Source organism: Kribbella sp. WER1 (assembly GCF_054189145.1).
Genome location: NZ_CM135186.1, coordinates 6,024,105 through 6,040,352 on the forward strand (window position 1 = coordinate 6,024,105; position 16,248 = coordinate 6,040,352).

A 16,248-nucleotide genomic window follows, 5' to 3' on the forward strand; every position below is an offset into this window, starting at 1 on the left:
GTCATGACTCTTCCGTACGCCGAACCCCTGGTCCGCCGCGAGCCGCAGCCGCGGGTGATCCCCGAACCACCCCGCGTCGGTGAACCCGGCGGTCCGCACTGCGGCCTGTGCGGCTGGCTCGCCGACTTCGAGCGCTCCGGACACCGCCCGCCGCTCTGGTACGACGACAACTGGGCCCTGTGCCTCGCCACCGGCGTGACCATCCCCGGCCTCGTCTGGCTGACCAGCCGCACCCACCACGACTCGTTCGCCGATCTCCCCGACGACCTCGCCCGGAGCTACGGCCCGGTCGTCGCCCGCGTCGAACGCGCGATCCTGTCGCTGGGCGACATCGCCCGGGTCCACGTCTACCGCTGGGGCGACGGCAACGCGCACTTCCACGTCTGGTTCTACCCCCGCCCGCTGGGCATGCTCGAAGCCAAACGGGAGATGCTGCCCCTGTGGGCCGAACTCCTCCCCGAGGCCCCGAAGGAGGCTGTCGCCGATGCCGAGGCCAAAATCGCGGCCGCTCTGGCGGAAACGAGCTGATCCACCCGCATCCCCAGCTCCGAGCGGCCTGGCGCGGCGGCTCGGGGTCGGTGATGCGGTGGTGATCGGGCTCGGCTCGATGGTCGGCGCCGGGGTGTTCGCGGTGTGGGCGCCGGCCGCTCGGGCTGCTGGGTCAGGGCTGGTCCTCGGGCTGGTGATCGCGGCGGTGGTTGCTTACTGCAACGCGGTCTCGTCGGCGCAGCTGGCTGCTGTCTATCCGGTGTCGGGTGGGACGTATGTGTATGGCCGGGAGCGCCTGGGGGAGTGGTGGGGATTCGCCGCGGGCTGGTGTTTCGTCATCGGGAAGACTGCGTCGTGTGCGGCGATGGCGTTGACGTTTGCCACCTACGTGGTGCCGAACCATTGGGTTCAGCGGGTGGTGGCGTTGGTTGCTGTCGTTGTGTTGGCGGCGGTCAACTATCGGGGTGTCACGAGAACCGCCCGCCTGACCAGGGTGCTCGTCGCCTGCACTCTCACGGTCCTCGCGATAGTGCTGGTGCTCCTGTACTCCAGTCACCCGACCCACCACACCACCGCGAGCACCTCGGCGTACGGCGTGCTTCAGTCCGCCGGGCTGTTGTTCTTCGCGTTCGCCGGCTACGCGCGGATCGCCACGATGGGCGAGGAGGTCCGCGAGCCCGCGCGCACCATCCCGCGGGCGATCGGCATCGCGCTGGTGATTGCGATCGGCATCTATCTCGCGGTCGCCTTCGCGTTGCTCAGGACGGGCGATCCCGCGTCGACCGCGGCGCCCCTCGCGTCCGCGGTCGACGGGGTCGGTGCGGCCTGGGCGGCCCCGGTGGTTCGGGTCGGTGCCGCACTGGCCAGTCTCGGTGCGCTGCTCGCGTTGATCGCGGGGATCGGCCGTACGTCGCTCGCGATGGCGCGCAACGGCGACCTGCCGCGCCGGCTGGCCGCCGTACACCCCCGCTACCAGGTCCCCCACCACGCCGAGCTCGCTCTCGCCGTGGTGGTCGGGATCCTCGTCCTCACGACGGATCTGCGCGGCGTGATCGGCTTCTCGTCGTTCGGCGTGCTGCTGTACTACGCGATCGCGAACGCCTCCGCGTTCACCCAGCCGGCCGAGCAACGACGCTGGCCGCGGGCCGTCAACGTGCTCGGCCTGACCGGCTGCGTGGTCCTCGCGGTCACGCTGCCGTGGACGTCCGCGGTCGTCGCCGCGGCCGTCCTCGCCGCCGGCCTGCTGGTCCGCCGGTTCACGACAGGTCGCGCCGGATCCGCCAGAAGCTGAACCCGGCCAGCAGCAACCCCAGCAGCAGGAACAGACCGAACTCGCGCCACTGCAGAGCCCAGAAGCTGTTCGCCGCGTAGTACTTGACGTGCTGGCGATAGCCCTCGTCGGCCAGCCGCTGGTAGCAGGCGGCAGCCTTGGCCGACACGCTGCCCGCGGAGGACACCGTGCCGTTCCCCGGGGGCGGCGGACCGCTCGGTGCACAGTCCATCACCCAGTCCGGCAGCGAGCTCACTGCCTTGCCGGACTTGTCGACGGTCCGGTCGTAGAACTTCCAGGCGCCGACCGACCCGGCCGCGACCTCGAGCTGCAGGACCTTGCCGTTCGGCCCGGTCATCCCGAAGCCGCGGATGTTGTCCTGTGTCACGGTGACGTACGCCTGCGTCGGCGCCAGCAGGTGCGGCCGGATCAGCGACGGCGTCAGCACCTCCACGAGGATGACCACGGTCAGCGTGACGGCGAGGGCGACCACGGTACGGCGTACGGCGAGCCCCATCGCGACACCGAAGGCGAACGCGAACGCGACGTACCCGACCGGCACCAGGCCGCGGGCGCCGAACTGCAGCGGGAACAGTCGCGGCGCGTAGACGGTGGAGTCCTGCCCCGCGTTCATCGCGTCGTCGATCGGGGCCGACCACTTGGTGACCGCGAAGCTGAGCAGACCCGCGATACCGACCGCGGCCAGGCCGGTGACGCCGAGCTTGGTCGCGAGCCAGCGCCACCGCGAGATGCTCTGGCTCCACGCCAGCCGGTGGGTGCCGGTCTCCAGTTCGCGGGCGATCAGCGGCGCGCCCCAGAACGCGCCGATCACCGGCGGTACGGCGTACAGCAGCACGATCCCGATCTGGTACAGCATCGGATTCAGCCGCTGGTAGCCGAGGTTCTTGAGGAAGGCCGTGGTCCACCGGTGGTAGTCGTCGGCCAGGCCGGGACCGGTCGCGGCGAGGAAGATCGCGGCGGCGACGACCACCGTCGCGACGACCAGGAACTGGACGCGGAACTGCCGCCAGGTCAGCCAGATCATCGCTGTACCTCCAGCACCGGGCGCTCGGGCTGGACGTCGCGGCCCATGTAGGCCAGTACGAGGTCCTCGAGCGTGAGTTGGGAGACCGTCCAGGCCGGGTCGTGGATCGGCCGGTCGGTGCGGATCAGGTACGTCGACTGCCGGTCGGTGTGGCTGGCGGTGACGACGTCCTGGTCTCGTGGCAGGTCCTTCTGGTCGCGCCGCGGGCCGGTGATCCGGAAGTGCGTGGCGAGCAACGTGTCGATCTCGCCGCTGACCTGGACCCGGGAGTCGACCAGCACGATCAGGTAGTCACACGCCCGTTCCACGTCCGAGACGAGGTGCGAGGACAGGACGACGCTGAGCTCCTGCTCGGCGACCGCCTCCATCAGGTCCTGCAGGAACTCGCGGCGGGCCAGCGGGTCGAGAGCCGCGACCGGCTCGTCGAGGATCAGCAGCTCGGGTCGTTTCGCCAGCCCGAGGGTGAGCGCGAGCTGCGCGCGCTGACCGCCGGACAACCGCCCGGCCCGTTGCTTCGGGTCCAGCTTGAGGCGCTGGACCCGTTGCTGGGCAAGGGATTGGTCCCACGCGGGGTTGAGTCGCGCGCCGAGCTTCAGATGATCCGCGACACTCAGCCGCCCGTACGTCGGCGTGTCCTGCGCGACGTACCCGACCTTCGCCTGCTGCGTCCCCGCCGGCACTCCGAGCACCTCGACGGACCCCGCGGACGGCGACAACATGCCAACAGCAAGATTCAAAAACGTACTCTTGCCGGCCCCGTTCGGCCCGACCAGCCCAACCACATGCCCGGCCGGTACCTCCAGCTCACAATCGGTCAGCGCCCAGCGCCGTCCGTACCGCTTCCCCAACCCCTGAGCTTGCAGAACGGTCATGCTATGTCCTCCTGAGCGGCGGACCGAAAGGTTGTCAGGAACAGCGCCTCGATGCTCTCGTCGTCGAGGCCTGCCTTGCGCGCCTTCGCGAGCCAGCGGCGGAGGTCCTGGCGGAGCGGGCCGTGGGCGGCGAGCGTGTTGTCGGTGAGGGTGCGGGTGACGAACGTGCCGCGACCGGGCCGGGCCTGCACCAGGCCCTCGTGTTCCAGCTCGCGGTACGCCTTGAGCACGGTGTTCGGGTTGATCGCCAGCGCCGCGACGACGTCCTTCACGGTGGGCAGCTGGTCACCCTCGCGCAGCAGACCGAGCCGCAACGCGTTCCGGACCTGCTGCACGATCTGCTGGTACGGCGAGACCCCGGACCGGCCGTCCAGATGGAACTCGATCATCAGTTACCTCATTCATCTAGGTAACTAGCACTATAGAGCTATGGATCAACCGGGCGTCAAGAGCGGATCGCGTCGTACCGGCGCAGCGACTCGCGGCGGGCCTCGCCGTGGTCGACGACCTGGTCCGGGTAACCGTCGGCGCCGCCGTGCTTCCACGGCTCGTGCGCGGCCTTGCCGTCGAGACCCCGCAGTTCGGGCACCCAGCGGCGGACGTACTCGCCCGCCGGGTCGAACTTCAGCCCCTGCGTGACCGGGTTGAAGATCCGGAAGTACGGCGCCGCGTCCGCGCCACAGCCGGCCACCCACTGCCAGTTCAGCGAGTTCGACGCGAGATCGCCGTCCCGGAGCATCTGCATGAACCAGCGCGCGCCGTACTTCCAGTGCACATGCAGGTCCTTGACCAGGAACGACGCGACCACCATCCGCACCCGGTTGTGCATGAATCCGCTGCCGGCCAACTGCCGCATCCCCGCGTCCACGAACGGGAACCCGGTGCGGCCCGCGCGCCAGGCGTCGAACAGCTCGCCCGGTTCGTCGTACTCCATCTTCTCGAACTCGGGCCGCAGCGGCTTCCACGCGGCCTGCGGGTACCGGGCGAGCAGGTCGGCGCAGAACTCCCGCCAGGCGAGCTCCCGGACGTACGCCTTCGCCCCGTCGCTGCGCCGCCGGGTCAGGTCGGCGAGCATCGTCCGCGGGTGGATCTCGCCCCATTTCAACGGGATCGACATCCGCGAGGTGCTGTCGTAGTCGGGCCGGTCACGCTGGTCGTCGTAGTCCGCGACGCCCTCGAGGTACTCGTGCCACCGCTGCAGTACGGGCTCCTCCCCGGCACCTTCGGCCGCGCTCTCGGGCAGGTCCTCGCCGTCGACCCGTACCCACTGCACGTTCGTGGGTGCGGCCACCGGTTGCCGCCAGCCGTGTTCGAGCCACGCCCGGTAGTACGGCGTGAACACCTGGTACGGCCGTCCCTGCTGGTTCAGCACCCGCCCCGGCGCCACGGCGTACGGCGAGCCGGTCCGCACCAGCGGGCACTTCAATGAGGCTTCAACCTCTTGATCCCGTTGCTGTCCGTACGGTGCGTAGTCCGCGCTGATGTGCACACTCGAGGCGCCCACCTCGTCCGCGACCGCCGGTACCACCGCGGCCGGATCGCCCCGCCGGATCACCAGCCGGCCGCCCGTCGCGACGGACAGGCTGCGCAGCGACGCGGCCAGGTGTTCGCGCCGGGGATCGCCGGATCGCTCCCAGAGCAGCGGATCCAGCACGAACAGCCCGAGAACGCGGCCGCCGGCCACCGCGTCGAGCAGCGCCGGGTTGTCGGCCAGCCGCAGATCCCGCCGGAACCACATCAGTGAAGTCATCGCGCTCATCCTCCGCCTGTACCCACGGCAATTGGGTAAGGCTTGCCTGCATAGGTGAGAATGGTTGTCGTGAGCGACCTGATCGATACCACCGAGATGTACCTGCGGACCGTCTACGAGCTCGAAGAAGAAGGCATCGTGCCGCTGCGGGCACGGATCGCCGAGCGGTTGCACCAATCCGGTCCGACGGTCAGCCAGACGGTCGCGCGGATGGAGCGGGACGGTCTGATCAAGGTGGAGGGCGACCGCCACCTGGAGCTCACCGACGTCGGCCGCAAGCAGGCCGTCCGGGTGATGCGCAAGCACCGGCTGGCCGAGCGGCTGCTGGTCGACGTGATCGGGCTCGAGTGGGAGGACGTGCACGCCGAGGCCTGCCGCTGGGAGCACGTGATGAGCGACGCGGTCGAGCTGCGGCTGCTGCAGCTGCTCGGCAACCCGACGGAGTCGCCGTACGGGAACCCGATTCCGGGACTGGAGGAGCTGCAGACCACCAGCCAGGCGAGCGGGATCGAGGACTTCCGGATCGGCGTCGAGCCGCTCGACCAGGTGCTCGACACCGCGACCGGGGAGAGTGTGCGGGTGCTGGTCCGCCGGATCGCCGAGCCGGTGCAGACCGACGACGGCGCGATGGCGGTGCTGCGGAAGGCCGGTGCGCTGCCCGGTCGCGAGGTGGACTCGACGCTGGACGCCGAGGGCGTACTGGTCGGCAGCCGGGAGGCCGGCGGCGTGATCAGCGACGAGACCGCGGGCCACATCTTCGTCAGCCGGGTCTGACCTCAACTCTCTGTTAACGCACTGCACCCGATGCGGTACATCGGGTGTGCTGCCGGTAGCGTCGGGCCGCGATGTCTGAGAATCCTGTCGACTGGCCGCAGTACCTGCGGGAGTTCCATACCGCCACGCCGGGGAGCACCGAGGCGTTGCTGTCCCGCGCGGTAGCGGGCGACCACACGCCGTACCGCTGGCTGGTCCGTGCCGTGTCCGGCGAGGCCCGCCGGATCCTCGACCTGGCCTGCGGCAACGGTCCGGTCGCGCGCGAGCTGTACGGGCGCTGGGTGGTCGGCGTCGACAACAACGAGGCCCAGCTCACGGGCGCGCCGGGCCCGAAGGTGCGGGCGGACGCGGTGCACCTGCCGTTCGCGAACGAGATCTTCGACGTCGTGACCTGCTCGATGGGGCTGATGGTGCTGCAGCCGCTGCCCGAGGTGCTCGCGGAGGCGGCTCGGGTGCTGCGGCGCGGCGGCGTACTGGCCGCGATCGTGCCCGCCGTCCGGCCGCTGCGGCGCGGCGACATCCGGACGCTCAGCGGGCTCACCACGCGGCTGCGGTCGACGCCGCAATTCCCGGCCGGCGGCGAGATCACCGAGCTGAAGGACCAGCTGAAGCACGCCGGGTTCGACGTGATGGAGAGCCAGCGCGAGCGGTACGTGTACATGATCCGCAGCCGCGACGACGCCCTCCGACTCGTGAACGCGCTGTACCTGCCCGGCACGCCCGACGGCCGGCGGGACACCGCGGCCGCCTGGCTCGCGGACCGGGCCGAGGCCAAGGACGGGCTCGAGGTGGCGATCCCGATCCGCCGGATCACCGCGATGCGGACCAAGGTCGCGCTGACTGTCTGAGTCCCGCCGCTGTCGGTAACGTGTGCTTGTGAGTGCGCTGCGCTGGTCCGTCCGGACGCTCGACCGGGCGCTCGACGGTGAGACCGTCTACCGCGAGCTGCTGGCCGCCGAGCCGGTCGCGTACTGGCTCGACGGCAGCCTGACCGACCGGACACCACGGCGCGTGTCGATCCTGGGTACGACGACCTCGGACGTGCTGTCGCGCACCGTGGCCGACGGCGACGTGTTCGCGGAGCTGGACGCCGTGCTCACGGAGCGGTCCGCCGAGCCGCCGGCCGAGCTCGCCGGGCTGTTCTGCGGCGGCTACGTCGGGTACTTCGGGTACGAGCTGAAGGCGCTCACCGGGGGAGCCGCCGCGCACGAGGCGCCGACACCGGACGCGCTGTGGATCTGGGCCGACCGGTTCGTCGTCATCGACCACGACCAGCACCGCACCCACCTGGTCGCGCTCGACGGCGGCGAGGACTGGCTGGACCGCGCCGAACAGGTCGCGTCGGACTGGTGGATGGGGTCGGTGGACGAGCCCGCGATCGCCCGGCTCGACCTCGCGGCGCACCTCGAACAGGACCGGACGACGTACCTGGCCGGCATCGCACGGGTGCTCGCGGAGCTCGAAGCGGGGCAGACGTACGAGGTCAACCTGACGAACCGGGTCCGGCTGCCCGCGGTCCCGGACCCGTTCGAGTTCTTCCGCTGGCAGCGGTCCGCGAACCCGGCGCCGTACGCGGCCTTCCTCAGGTACGGCGACCTCGCGGTGGCCAGCTCGTCGCCGGAGCGGTTCCTGACCGTGGACGCCGACGGGTGGGCCGAGTGCCGCCCGATCAAGGGCACCGCGGCGCGCGACGACGACCCGCTGCAGGACCGGCTTGCCGCGAAGGTGCTGGCCGAGGACGACAAGACCCGCGCCGAGAACCTGATGATCGTCGACCTGATCCGCAACGACCTCGGCCGGGTGAGCGTCCCCGGGACCGTGAACGTCCCGCAGCTGATGGAAGTCGAGAGCTACCGCACCGTGCACCAGCTGGTGACGACGGTCCGCGGGCGGTTGCGTGACGGGGTGAGCGCGGTGGCCGCGGTTCGCGCGTGCTTCCCGCCGGGGTCGATGACCGGGGCGCCGAAGATCCGCACCATGCAGATCATCGACGAGCTGGAGTCGAGTGCGCGCGGCGTGTACTCCGGGGCGCTCGGCTACCTGACCGTCGACGGGCGGGCGGACCTGAGCGTGGTGATCCGGACCGCGGTGCTGACCCCGGACGCGACCGTGATCGGGGCCGGGGGTGCGATCGTGCTCGACTCGGACCCGGTCGCGGAGTACGACGAAATGGTGCTGAAGGCAACGGCTGCCGTCGGCGGATCGGTGGGGAGAACCAATGGGTGAGCTGCTGGTGGCGGATTCGTTTCTGGTTGCCAATGGCAAGGTTCGGGGGCTGGCGCGGCATCGGGAGCGGTTCGTCCGGTCGTGTGCGGCGGCGGGGGTGCCGGCGGAGCGGTTCTGGGACGAGCAGATCGGGCGGTTGCCCGGGTTCGGGCGGTGGTTTCCGCGGTTCGAGTTGCAGGCGTCGGGGGAGCTTGCGGTGCAGCTGCGGCCGGCGCCGCCGACCGGCGGACGGGTGCGCGTCGCGGTGTACGACGGGCCGGACCCGCGGACCGCGCCGCGGGTGAAGGGTCCGGACCTGGAACTACTCGGGAAGCTTCGCGAGGGCGCGCCGGATCGTGCGGACGAGATCCTGCTGCTGGACGCCGACGGGACGGTCCTCGAGGCGGCGTACTCCGCGGTTGCCTGGTGGGAGGACGACGTACTGTACTTCCCGCCGTCCGACCGGCGCCTCCTCCCGTCCGTCACCGCGGCCCTCCTCCGCGAGATCGCCGGCACCCAAGGTGTCGAGGTCTCCGAACGCCCGATCACCCCCGAGGCCCTGCAAGCCACCGACGAAGCCTGGCTCCTGAACGCCCTCCACGGCATCCGCCCCATCCACGCCTGGGGCCCGTCCCCCATAGACCCCCTCCCCAACTCAAACTCCACCCCCTGGCAGTCCTACCTCGACTCCCTAGCCACCCGCCTCCCCTGACCCCCGCCTCCCGCCTTTGGTGGGTTGACGTCCGAGGTGCAGGGTTTGCGCCCGCGATCCAAGACGCAAACCCTGCACCTCGTGGGTAGACCCACGAAAGGCGGGAGGATCGGCTTGCTAAAAGTGATATCACTTTGCTACCTTGGAGCTATTCGAGAGGAGCAAGTGATGACGGATGTCGTGGTGGAGATGCCGGCCCCGAAGGTGACCGAGCGGTCCGGCTGGGAGCGGAACGGGTGGCCGTTCGCCGGCCTCGTGCTGGTGCTGGCGGTGCTCGCCTTCGTGCTGAGCGGCGGCAACGGCTGGATCGTCGGGCTCGGTGTCGCGATCGTCGTCGTCGCGGTGATCGTCGCCGCCGGTCTGACCGCGGTCTCGCCGGGCCGGGCGCGGGTGTTGCAGCTGCTCGGGCAGTACGCCGGGACCGTCCGGACCACCGGTCTGCGCTGGGTGGTGCCGATCGCGACCCGCCGCGAGGTGTCGACCCGGATCCGCAACCACGAGACCGCGGTCGCGAAGGTGAATGACCTCGACGGCAACCCGATCGAGATCGCCGCGGTGGTGGTGTGGCAGGTCGACGACACCGCGCAGGCGATGTTCGAGGTGGACGACTTCGTCGAGTTCGTGGCGATCCAGACCGAGACCGCGGTCCGGCACATCGCGAACAGCTACCCGTACGACGTGCATTCGGAGGAGGAGGTGCTGTCGCTGCGGGACAGTACCGACGAGATCACCGAGAAGCTGTCGGCGGAGATCGGCGCCCGGGTGCATGCGGCCGGGGTGCGGGTGATCGAGTCCCGGATCACGCATCTGGCGTACGCGCCGGAGATCGCCCAGGCGATGCTGCGCCGCCAGCAGGCGGGTGCCGTGGTCGCGGCCCGGCAGCGGATCGTCGAAGGGGCGGTCGGCATGGTCGAGCTGGCGCTGGACCGGCTGTCCGAGCACCAGGTGGTCGAGCTCGACGAGGAGCGCAAGGCGACCATGGTCAGTAACCTGATGGTGGTGCTGTGCGGCGATCGGGACGCGCAGCCGGTCGTCAACACCGGCTCTCTGTACCAGTAAGGCACTCTCGTGCCTGTCGATCGGAAGAAGGTCCTGCTCCGGCTGGATCCCGCGGTGCACGACGCGCTCGCCCGCTGGGCGAACGACGACCTGCGCAGCACGAACGCCCAGATCGAGTACCTGCTTCGTCGCGCCCTGGCCGAGGCCGGCCGGCTTCCGTCCGGCGTGGCCAAGCAACGTCGGCCGGGCCGTCCGTCCAAGGAGGAAGACGATGAGTAGAGCTGTGGTGACGCCGCTGCGGCGGCCGGAACGCTCGACACCGGCCAGGCAGCCCGCCCGACCGCGCAAGACCGTTGCGCTCGGCAACGCGACGGCCCCGGATTCCTTGGCTGCAAGGCTCTTCCTGATCGCGTACGACCCGCAGCGCGGTCGGCTGACGGCGCGCTCGAAGCTCGGCAAGGTCCTGCGGGCCGCCGTCCTGGTCGACCTGCAGCTGACCGGGAACGTCGACGACGACAACGGACGGGCGCGGGTGACGACCGGTCGGGCGCCGGCGGATCCGGTGGCGGCCGCCGTACTGGAGGAGCTCCGGGCGGTCGGCCCGCGCCGGTGGCGGCACTGGATCGATCGGCGCGGCGGTGCGACCGTCCGCCAGGTCCGGGACGACCTGGCCCGCGCGCACCTGATCAAGGTGGAACCGCATCGCGTGCTCGGCATCATCCCGGCCGACCGCATCACCCTCCGGCATCCGCTGGTACGGCGTGAGGTGCTGCGGACCGCGCAGGACACCCTGCGGCCGTCGCGGCTGGTGTCCCGGGTGGATCTGCGCGACGCGTCGGTCGTCGTCCTAGCGGCGACGGCAGATCTGCGGACGGTCGTGACGAAGGATCAGCGCCTGCGCCACAAGGACCGCCTGGCGCAGCTCGCAGTCCGGGTCGGTCCCGTCGTACCGGCGTTGAAGAAGTCGCTCCAGCAGTCCCAGTACTCGGCGGCCGGCTGACCCGGGCCGGTGCTACGGTTCCTCACTCAACCAAAGAACCGAGGGGGTGGGAAGTGGTGTTCGACGACCGGAGCCCGATCTATCTGCAGATCGCCGAGCAGATCAAGAACGACATCGTCAGCGGTGCGCTGGCGGAGGGGGAGCAGGTCATGTCGACCAACCAGTACGCCGCCTTCTACCGGATCAACCCGGCGACCGCGGCCAAGGGGTTCGCGCAGCTGGTCGACGACGGGATCCTGTACAAGCGGCGCGGGATCGGCATGTTCGTCGCCGCGAACGCCCGCGACCTGCTCCGGACCGGCCGCCGGGACTCGTTCTTCGCCGAGGTCGTCGACCCGATGATCCGGGAGGCGAAGGCGATCGGCATCCCGCTGCGGGACATCGTCCAGCGGATCGGCGGTGAGGCCTGATGACCATCGCGCTGACCGTACGGACCGAGGAGCTCTCGGTCGAGTTCGCCGGCGTGCCTGCCCTGGACCGGCTGGACCTGCGGCTCGCGCCGGGGAAGATCCACGGACTGCTCGGCCGGAACGGCTCCGGCAAGAGCACGCTCGCCGCGGTCCTCGCCGGGTTCCGGCGGCCCGACTCCGGCCGGGTGCTGATCGAGGGCGGGGACCTCGGCGCGGCCCAGGAGCCGTACGAGAACGCGGTCGTCACGAGTCGCGTGTGCCTGATCCGCGAGTCCGGCGACGTACCGGACAGCGTGCCGGTGAAGTACGCCGTCCGGCTGACCGCGGCGCTCCGCCCGTACTGGGACGCCGACCTGGCCGCCGAGCTGATGGACCGCTTCGAGATCCCGCTGAACAAGAAGATCCAGAAGCTCTCCCGCGGTAAGAAGTCCGCGCTCGGCGTCGTGCTCGGGCTGGCCAGCCGGGCCCCGCTGACGATCTTCGACGAGAGCTACCTGGGCATGGACGTGCCGTCCCGGAACCTGTTCTACGACATGCTGCTCGCCGACTACACCGAGGTGCCGCGCACGATCGTGCTCTCGACGCACCTGGTCAGCGAGGTCAGCACGATGCTCGAGGAGGTCGTGATCCTCGACAAGGGCCGCCTGGTCACCCAGTCGCCGGTGGACGCGCTCCGCGGCCGCGGAGCCTCGATCGTCGGTCCGGCCGCCGCGGTCGACGAGTTCACCGCCGGGTTCACCGTGCTCGCCGAGGAGCGGCTCGGCGGTACGAAGTCCACGACCGTCCTCGGTGACCTCGACCCGGCCCTGCTCGCCCAGGCGTCCGCGGCCGGCCTCGAGGTCGGCCCGGTCGGCCTGCAGGATCTGTTCGTCCACCTCACGGGAGCCCAGTCATGAGTACGGCGGTGCTGCCGCGCGACGTCACCAACGGCCATCGGCTGAAGCAGGTCGTGCTGTCGATGGCGATCGGGCTCCGGCCGATGCTGACCGGGTACTGGGCCGTGATGGTGTTCGCGCTGTTCCTCGTTGGGCTGCTCATCCAGCTGCTGTCCGGCGGCGTCACCGCGAGCGCGTGGGACTACGGCACCCAGTCGCCGAAGTACTTCTCGATGGCGGTCGGCATCACGGTCACCCCGGCGTACTTCGCGTTGCTGATCTCCCAGGGCATCACCCGGCGCATGTTTTCGGTTGCCGCAGGCATCTATTTGACGGGTGCCGCGGTCGCCACCTCGGTGCTCTGGGTGCTGGTCTACCAGTTGGAGCGCGGGCTGTACGGGTGGCAGGGCTGGCCGGACAAGCTGACCAACGAACACTTGTTCACGAACCCGTCGCAGGCCGGGCTGATCTTCGCGGAGTACTTCCTGCTGATCCTGTCCCACGAGGTGACCGGCTGGCTGCTCGGGATCACGTTCGTCCGGCTCGGGTTCTGGCGTGGGGTGCTGCTGCTCCCGCTGGCGCTGGTCCCGGCCGTCGCGGCCGAGCTGCTGCTGGTCGCGCAGTGGCTGGCCGGCATCCTGCACAACGTCGGGTACCACCGTCCGCCGCTCGCGGTCGCCGTACCGGGCGTCCTCCTGGTCAGCGCGCTCGGCCTGTACGCCGGGTACCGCGTCCTGGAACCGATGGGGGTCAAACCCCCTAAGGGCTAAGAGACGTTATACACAGGGGGTGTGCATAACTCGTCCCGTTTCTGTGGATGACTGGACGATCGCTGTGGACGACCGAATCTGTCGCCGGGAAAGGGTTGTGCCGACCTCGCCGACGGGCGTAGAAATGTCGATACGTTGCTTCTCATCGGGGCAGCGGGTCGAACGGAAACCGAGGGCCCTCGCGGTGGGGATCCCCACCGAGGTAGACCGGTGACGGGGTCTGCCGGCCTCCACGGACCCGCTTCGGGAAGCTGGAGACGTCACTTTCCTTCAGCTGTGCGGGCCCCTCCGACTCATACTCGGAGGGGCCCCACCTTTGTCCCGAACTACTGCAGTGTGATCACCACGGCCGTGTGCGCGCCGCGCGCCGGCACCTGGACCTCGGTCCCGCGGCTGGTGGTGACGAGCTGGTACGCCGCAGCGTGCCCGTTCACCGTCACGCCCCGGACCTTCGCCCCGGACGGGAGCACCGCGCCCGCCGTCAGCGCCGCGCCGACACCCTTCGCCGTCACGTCGGTCGTCAACACCTTGCCTGCAAGGCTCGCGGACACGTCGACCGACCCGCTGCCGACCCGGACGTTGCTACCGGCCACCTTGTGCTGGCCCTCCGGGAGCTGCGGAACGACGGAGATCCGCCCGTGCCCGAGATCCGGGTCGACGCCGAGCTGCTGGTGCACGACCGGCCAGAGGATCCCGTACGTACCCCAGGCCTGCAACGCCATCGAACGGTCGTAGAACGGCCGGCCGATGTTGGCGGGGGAGTCCGGCGACGGCGCGATCTCCGGCATCGCACCCGGCGTCTCCCACACCTTCGGGTCGAGCTGGATCCGCGCGTTGCCGGTGGTGTACACCTGCTGCTGCTTCGTGCCGAGGCGACCGAAGTTGCCCTCCGCAACGGCCATGATCGACGTGTTCAGGCCGAAGATGCTGCGCTCGCTCGGCACCTGCGACACCACGCCGTCACAGCTCGCGCCCGGGTTGCCCTTCGGGTCCGAGGTCGCGCCGGTGCCGGTGTGGAAGAGGCCGAACTCCCCGGTGTAGCAGGGCGTTTCGCGCTGGTCGAGCGCGACGTTCGCGTGCTCCTTCGATGCCAGCGGCGACGTCCCGCCCGGACGGGTCAGCTCCGCCTCCATCGGGGTCACGCCGATCCAGTGCCGCTGGAAGATCGGGGTGTTGTCGTTCGCCGGGTCGGCCCGGTCGTCGATCGAGTCGGCGTACCCCATCGCCTTCGGCACCCACCACTGTGCCTCGAAGCGGGACTCCAGGTCGTTCGCCTTCGCGGTCGCCCACTTCTCGGTCTTGGTGTCGTGCTTGGACGCGGCCAGGTCGGCCAGGTCGCGCAGCCCGCGGGCGAGGTACACGGTGCTGTCGAGCTTCTCCACGCCCATGCCGGCGCGTTCGACGTTGGCCAGGCCCTCGGGCCAGCCGTCGCCGTCCTTGTCGAGGTTCTTGTAGACGTACTGCAGGTTCCGGACGCTGAAGTCGTACATCTCGTCGCGGAACTTGTTGTCGCCGGTCCAGCGCCACAGCAGCGCGACCGTACTCGGGAACTTCACCGTCTCGTCGGTGTTGCCCGCGCTCTGGTTCGAGCCGAAGTACACGTCGCCGGTCGGCGTCACCTCGTGCGCGACCTTGCCGCTGCGCTTGTTCAGGATGTCGCTGACGTCGCGCAGCGCCCGCAGGTGCTCCTTCACGGTGTCGAACTGCCCGGCCGCGACGGCCGCGAACGCGGTGTACTCGCCGTCGGTCGCGAACAGCCACGGGTAGTCCGGGAACCCGGCCCCGAACCATCGGGCGGTCGGCACCGACCCGAGTGCCGCCGGGTAGTCCTTGCCCTCGTTCACGTCCCGGATCTGCAGGTCGTTCGCCTGCTGCACCGAATCGGCCAGGTTCTGCTTGCTCCACTCGACGCTCTGCTGCAGCAGCCGGTCACCAGGAAGGTCCACTGCGGACTGCGCGTCGATCTGCTGCCGTTGCGCGGTCTTTGCCCGCAGCAACAGGTCCGGGTTGCTCAGCGCCTTGCGGTATTCGCCCTGGGCGGCCTTGCTGCCCTGGTCCGACCCGGCCACCGCGAACCAGATCGTCTTCTGCTCGCCGGCCTTCAGCGGTACGTCGTACGTGAGCCCGCCGCCGGTGCCCTTGCCGGTCAGCGAGTCGTCGCAGCGGGCAGGCGTCGTCCCGTCCTTCGGGCAGATCACCGCCGGGCTCTGCGGACCGCGGTGGTTCGGGCCGAGCTGCGTGCTCGTCGGACGCAGGGACGATCCGACGAACGCGGCGAAGTCGTGCGGCTTCGCGTTCGGGTACGACGGGGTGCCCTGCTCGCGGAACCGCAACGCGCCGTCGACGACGTCACCGGTGTCCGGCAGGTTCGAGTCGATCGCGGTCGGGGACGTCCAGTCCCACGGGTACGGCTGCATCAACTCGGAGTGCGCGTCGACGGTCAGCTTGACCGTCTTCGCCGTACCGGAGCGCAGCGTCAGGCCGACCAGGGTGGCACGGACGCCGTCCGGGACGAAGTCGGTACGGCGGACGTCGACGGCGCCGGGGTAGTCGATCCGGCTGTAGCCGTGGCCGCTCGTGTACTTCGCGGCCGGCACCTGCTTGCCGAGCCAGTTCCCGTCGAGGCCGAACCAGATGCCGTCCAGGAGCTTGATCGGCTGCGTCCAGAAGCCGCCCATCTCGCCCCGGACATGCCAGCCGGCCGCCGGGTAGAGGCCGGTCTCGTCGCCCATCGCGTAGGCGCGGTCCCCGACCACCAGCGACCGTCGGTCGGCGAGGCGGGTCGTTTCGGAGAGCTCGGACGGACCGGCCGTTGCTGCGCTTGCGGCAGCCGTGGTGGCCGCGCCTGCGGCGGCGGTGCCGGTGGCTGGGCTCGTTGCGGAGTTGGTGCTGGACGGCCCGGCGAGCGCGGACGCTGAGCCGGCCAGCACTGTCGCAGTGGCGAGCAGCGCGACGCCTACGGCGCGCCGGACCGGCGCGCGCCGGAGCGGTGGTGTGCCACCTCGGCTACTTCGGTTGGTGGGATCGGGAGTCATGGCGGTTCCTCCTTCTCGCGGCGCCCGGGGAATAGCGCCGGA

At 70.2% G+C, this 16,248-nt stretch carries 17 protein-coding genes; 12 read left to right on the forward strand and 5 right to left on the reverse strand.

What is annotated here, in order from left to right; translation table 11 throughout:
• The first annotated feature begins 3 nt into the window (after positions 1-3).
• Entirely contained in the window at positions 4-528 is a 525-nt protein-coding gene (locus tag ACXJJ3_RS29300) for a hypothetical protein (protein WP_458165065.1), read from the forward strand.
• Positions 485-1,780 (forward strand): APC family permease, encoded by a 1,296-nt coding sequence (locus tag ACXJJ3_RS29305; RefSeq protein ID WP_458165066.1) that lies wholly within the window; start codon positions 485-487, stop codon positions 1,778-1,780. Before ACXJJ3_RS29300 ends, ACXJJ3_RS29305 begins: the two co-directional genes overlap by 44 nt.
• Here the strand turns inward: ACXJJ3_RS29305 and ACXJJ3_RS29310 are convergent.
• From ACXJJ3_RS29310 to ACXJJ3_RS29325, 4 genes are read right to left on the reverse strand one after another with little or no spacing between them, the layout of a single operon-like run.
• Positions 1,746-2,804, reverse strand: coding sequence for an ABC transporter permease (locus ACXJJ3_RS29310; RefSeq protein ID WP_458165067.1), 1,059 nt, complete (start codon positions 2,802-2,804; stop codon positions 1,746-1,748). The genes ACXJJ3_RS29305 and ACXJJ3_RS29310 overlap by 35 nt on opposite strands.
• The gene (locus ACXJJ3_RS29315) at positions 2,801-3,676 is read right to left on the reverse strand and encodes an ABC transporter ATP-binding protein (RefSeq protein ID WP_458165068.1); all 876 of its coding nucleotides are present in this window, start codon (positions 3,674-3,676) and stop codon (positions 2,801-2,803) included. Before ACXJJ3_RS29315 ends, ACXJJ3_RS29310 begins: the two co-directional genes overlap by 4 nt.
• The gene (locus ACXJJ3_RS29320; RefSeq protein WP_165549724.1) at positions 3,673-4,065 is read right to left on the reverse strand and encodes a GntR family transcriptional regulator; all 393 of its coding nucleotides are present in this window, start codon (positions 4,063-4,065) and stop codon (positions 3,673-3,675) included. The genes ACXJJ3_RS29315 and ACXJJ3_RS29320 overlap by 4 nt, the downstream gene beginning before the upstream one ends.
• Before the next feature lie 56 nt (positions 4,066-4,121).
• The gene (locus ACXJJ3_RS29325; protein WP_458165069.1) at positions 4,122-5,426 is read right to left on the reverse strand and encodes a cryptochrome/photolyase family protein; all 1,305 of its coding nucleotides are present in this window, start codon (positions 5,424-5,426) and stop codon (positions 4,122-4,124) included.
• A gap of 60 nt (positions 5,427-5,486) precedes the next feature.
• Here ACXJJ3_RS29325 and ACXJJ3_RS29330 point away from each other — a divergent pair, with 60 nt between their 5' ends.
• From ACXJJ3_RS29330 to ACXJJ3_RS29375, 10 genes are all read left to right on the forward strand, one after another.
• Positions 5,487-6,200 carry a metal-dependent transcriptional regulator gene (locus ACXJJ3_RS29330; RefSeq protein ID WP_458171961.1) on the forward strand — a complete coding sequence of 238 codons (714 nt, stop codon included), beginning with the start codon at positions 5,487-5,489 and terminating at the stop codon, positions 6,198-6,200.
• Between the two features lie 71 nt (positions 6,201-6,271).
• On the forward strand, positions 6,272-7,048 hold the full coding sequence (locus ACXJJ3_RS29335) for a class I SAM-dependent methyltransferase (RefSeq protein ID WP_458165070.1): 777 nt from the start codon (positions 6,272-6,274) through the stop codon (positions 7,046-7,048).
• Between the two features lie 28 nt (positions 7,049-7,076).
• Positions 7,077-8,426, forward strand: coding sequence for an aminodeoxychorismate synthase component I (gene pabB / locus ACXJJ3_RS29340; RefSeq protein ID WP_458165071.1), 1,350 nt, complete (start codon positions 7,077-7,079; stop codon positions 8,424-8,426).
• Positions 8,419-9,117 carry an aminotransferase class IV gene (locus ACXJJ3_RS29345; RefSeq protein ID WP_458165072.1) on the forward strand — a complete coding sequence of 233 codons (699 nt, stop codon included), beginning with the start codon at positions 8,419-8,421 and terminating at the stop codon, positions 9,115-9,117. Before pabB ends, ACXJJ3_RS29345 begins: the two co-directional genes overlap by 8 nt.
• 168 nt (positions 9,118-9,285) lie before the next feature.
• Positions 9,286-10,176, forward strand: coding sequence for an SPFH domain-containing protein (locus ACXJJ3_RS29350; RefSeq protein WP_458165073.1), 891 nt, complete (start codon positions 9,286-9,288; stop codon positions 10,174-10,176).
• A gap of 9 nt (positions 10,177-10,185) precedes the next feature.
• Positions 10,186-10,395, forward strand: coding sequence for a hypothetical protein (locus ACXJJ3_RS29355; RefSeq protein WP_458165074.1), 210 nt, complete (start codon positions 10,186-10,188; stop codon positions 10,393-10,395).
• Positions 10,388-11,116 (forward strand): GOLPH3/VPS74 family protein, encoded by a 729-nt coding sequence (locus ACXJJ3_RS29360; RefSeq protein WP_458165075.1) that lies wholly within the window; start codon positions 10,388-10,390, stop codon positions 11,114-11,116. Before ACXJJ3_RS29355 ends, ACXJJ3_RS29360 begins: the two co-directional genes overlap by 8 nt.
• Before the next feature lie 56 nt (positions 11,117-11,172).
• Positions 11,173-11,526 (forward strand): GntR family transcriptional regulator, encoded by a 354-nt coding sequence (locus ACXJJ3_RS29365; protein ID WP_458165076.1) that lies wholly within the window; start codon positions 11,173-11,175, stop codon positions 11,524-11,526.
• Entirely contained in the window at positions 11,526-12,422 is an 897-nt protein-coding gene (locus ACXJJ3_RS29370) for an ATP-binding cassette domain-containing protein (RefSeq protein WP_458165077.1), read from the forward strand. Before ACXJJ3_RS29365 ends, ACXJJ3_RS29370 begins: the two co-directional genes overlap by 1 nt.
• The gene (locus ACXJJ3_RS29375; protein ID WP_458165078.1) at positions 12,419-13,171 is read left to right on the forward strand and encodes a hypothetical protein; all 753 of its coding nucleotides are present in this window, start codon (positions 12,419-12,421) and stop codon (positions 13,169-13,171) included. Before ACXJJ3_RS29370 ends, ACXJJ3_RS29375 begins: the two co-directional genes overlap by 4 nt.
• Positions 13,172-13,497: 326 nt before the next feature.
• Here the strand turns inward: ACXJJ3_RS29375 and ACXJJ3_RS29380 are convergent, their stop codons facing one another.
• Complete coding sequence (locus tag ACXJJ3_RS29380) at positions 13,498-16,206, reverse strand: glycogen debranching protein (protein ID WP_458165079.1); 2,709 nt, start codon at positions 16,204-16,206, stop codon at positions 13,498-13,500.
• Positions 16,207-16,248 lie beyond the last annotated feature (42 nt).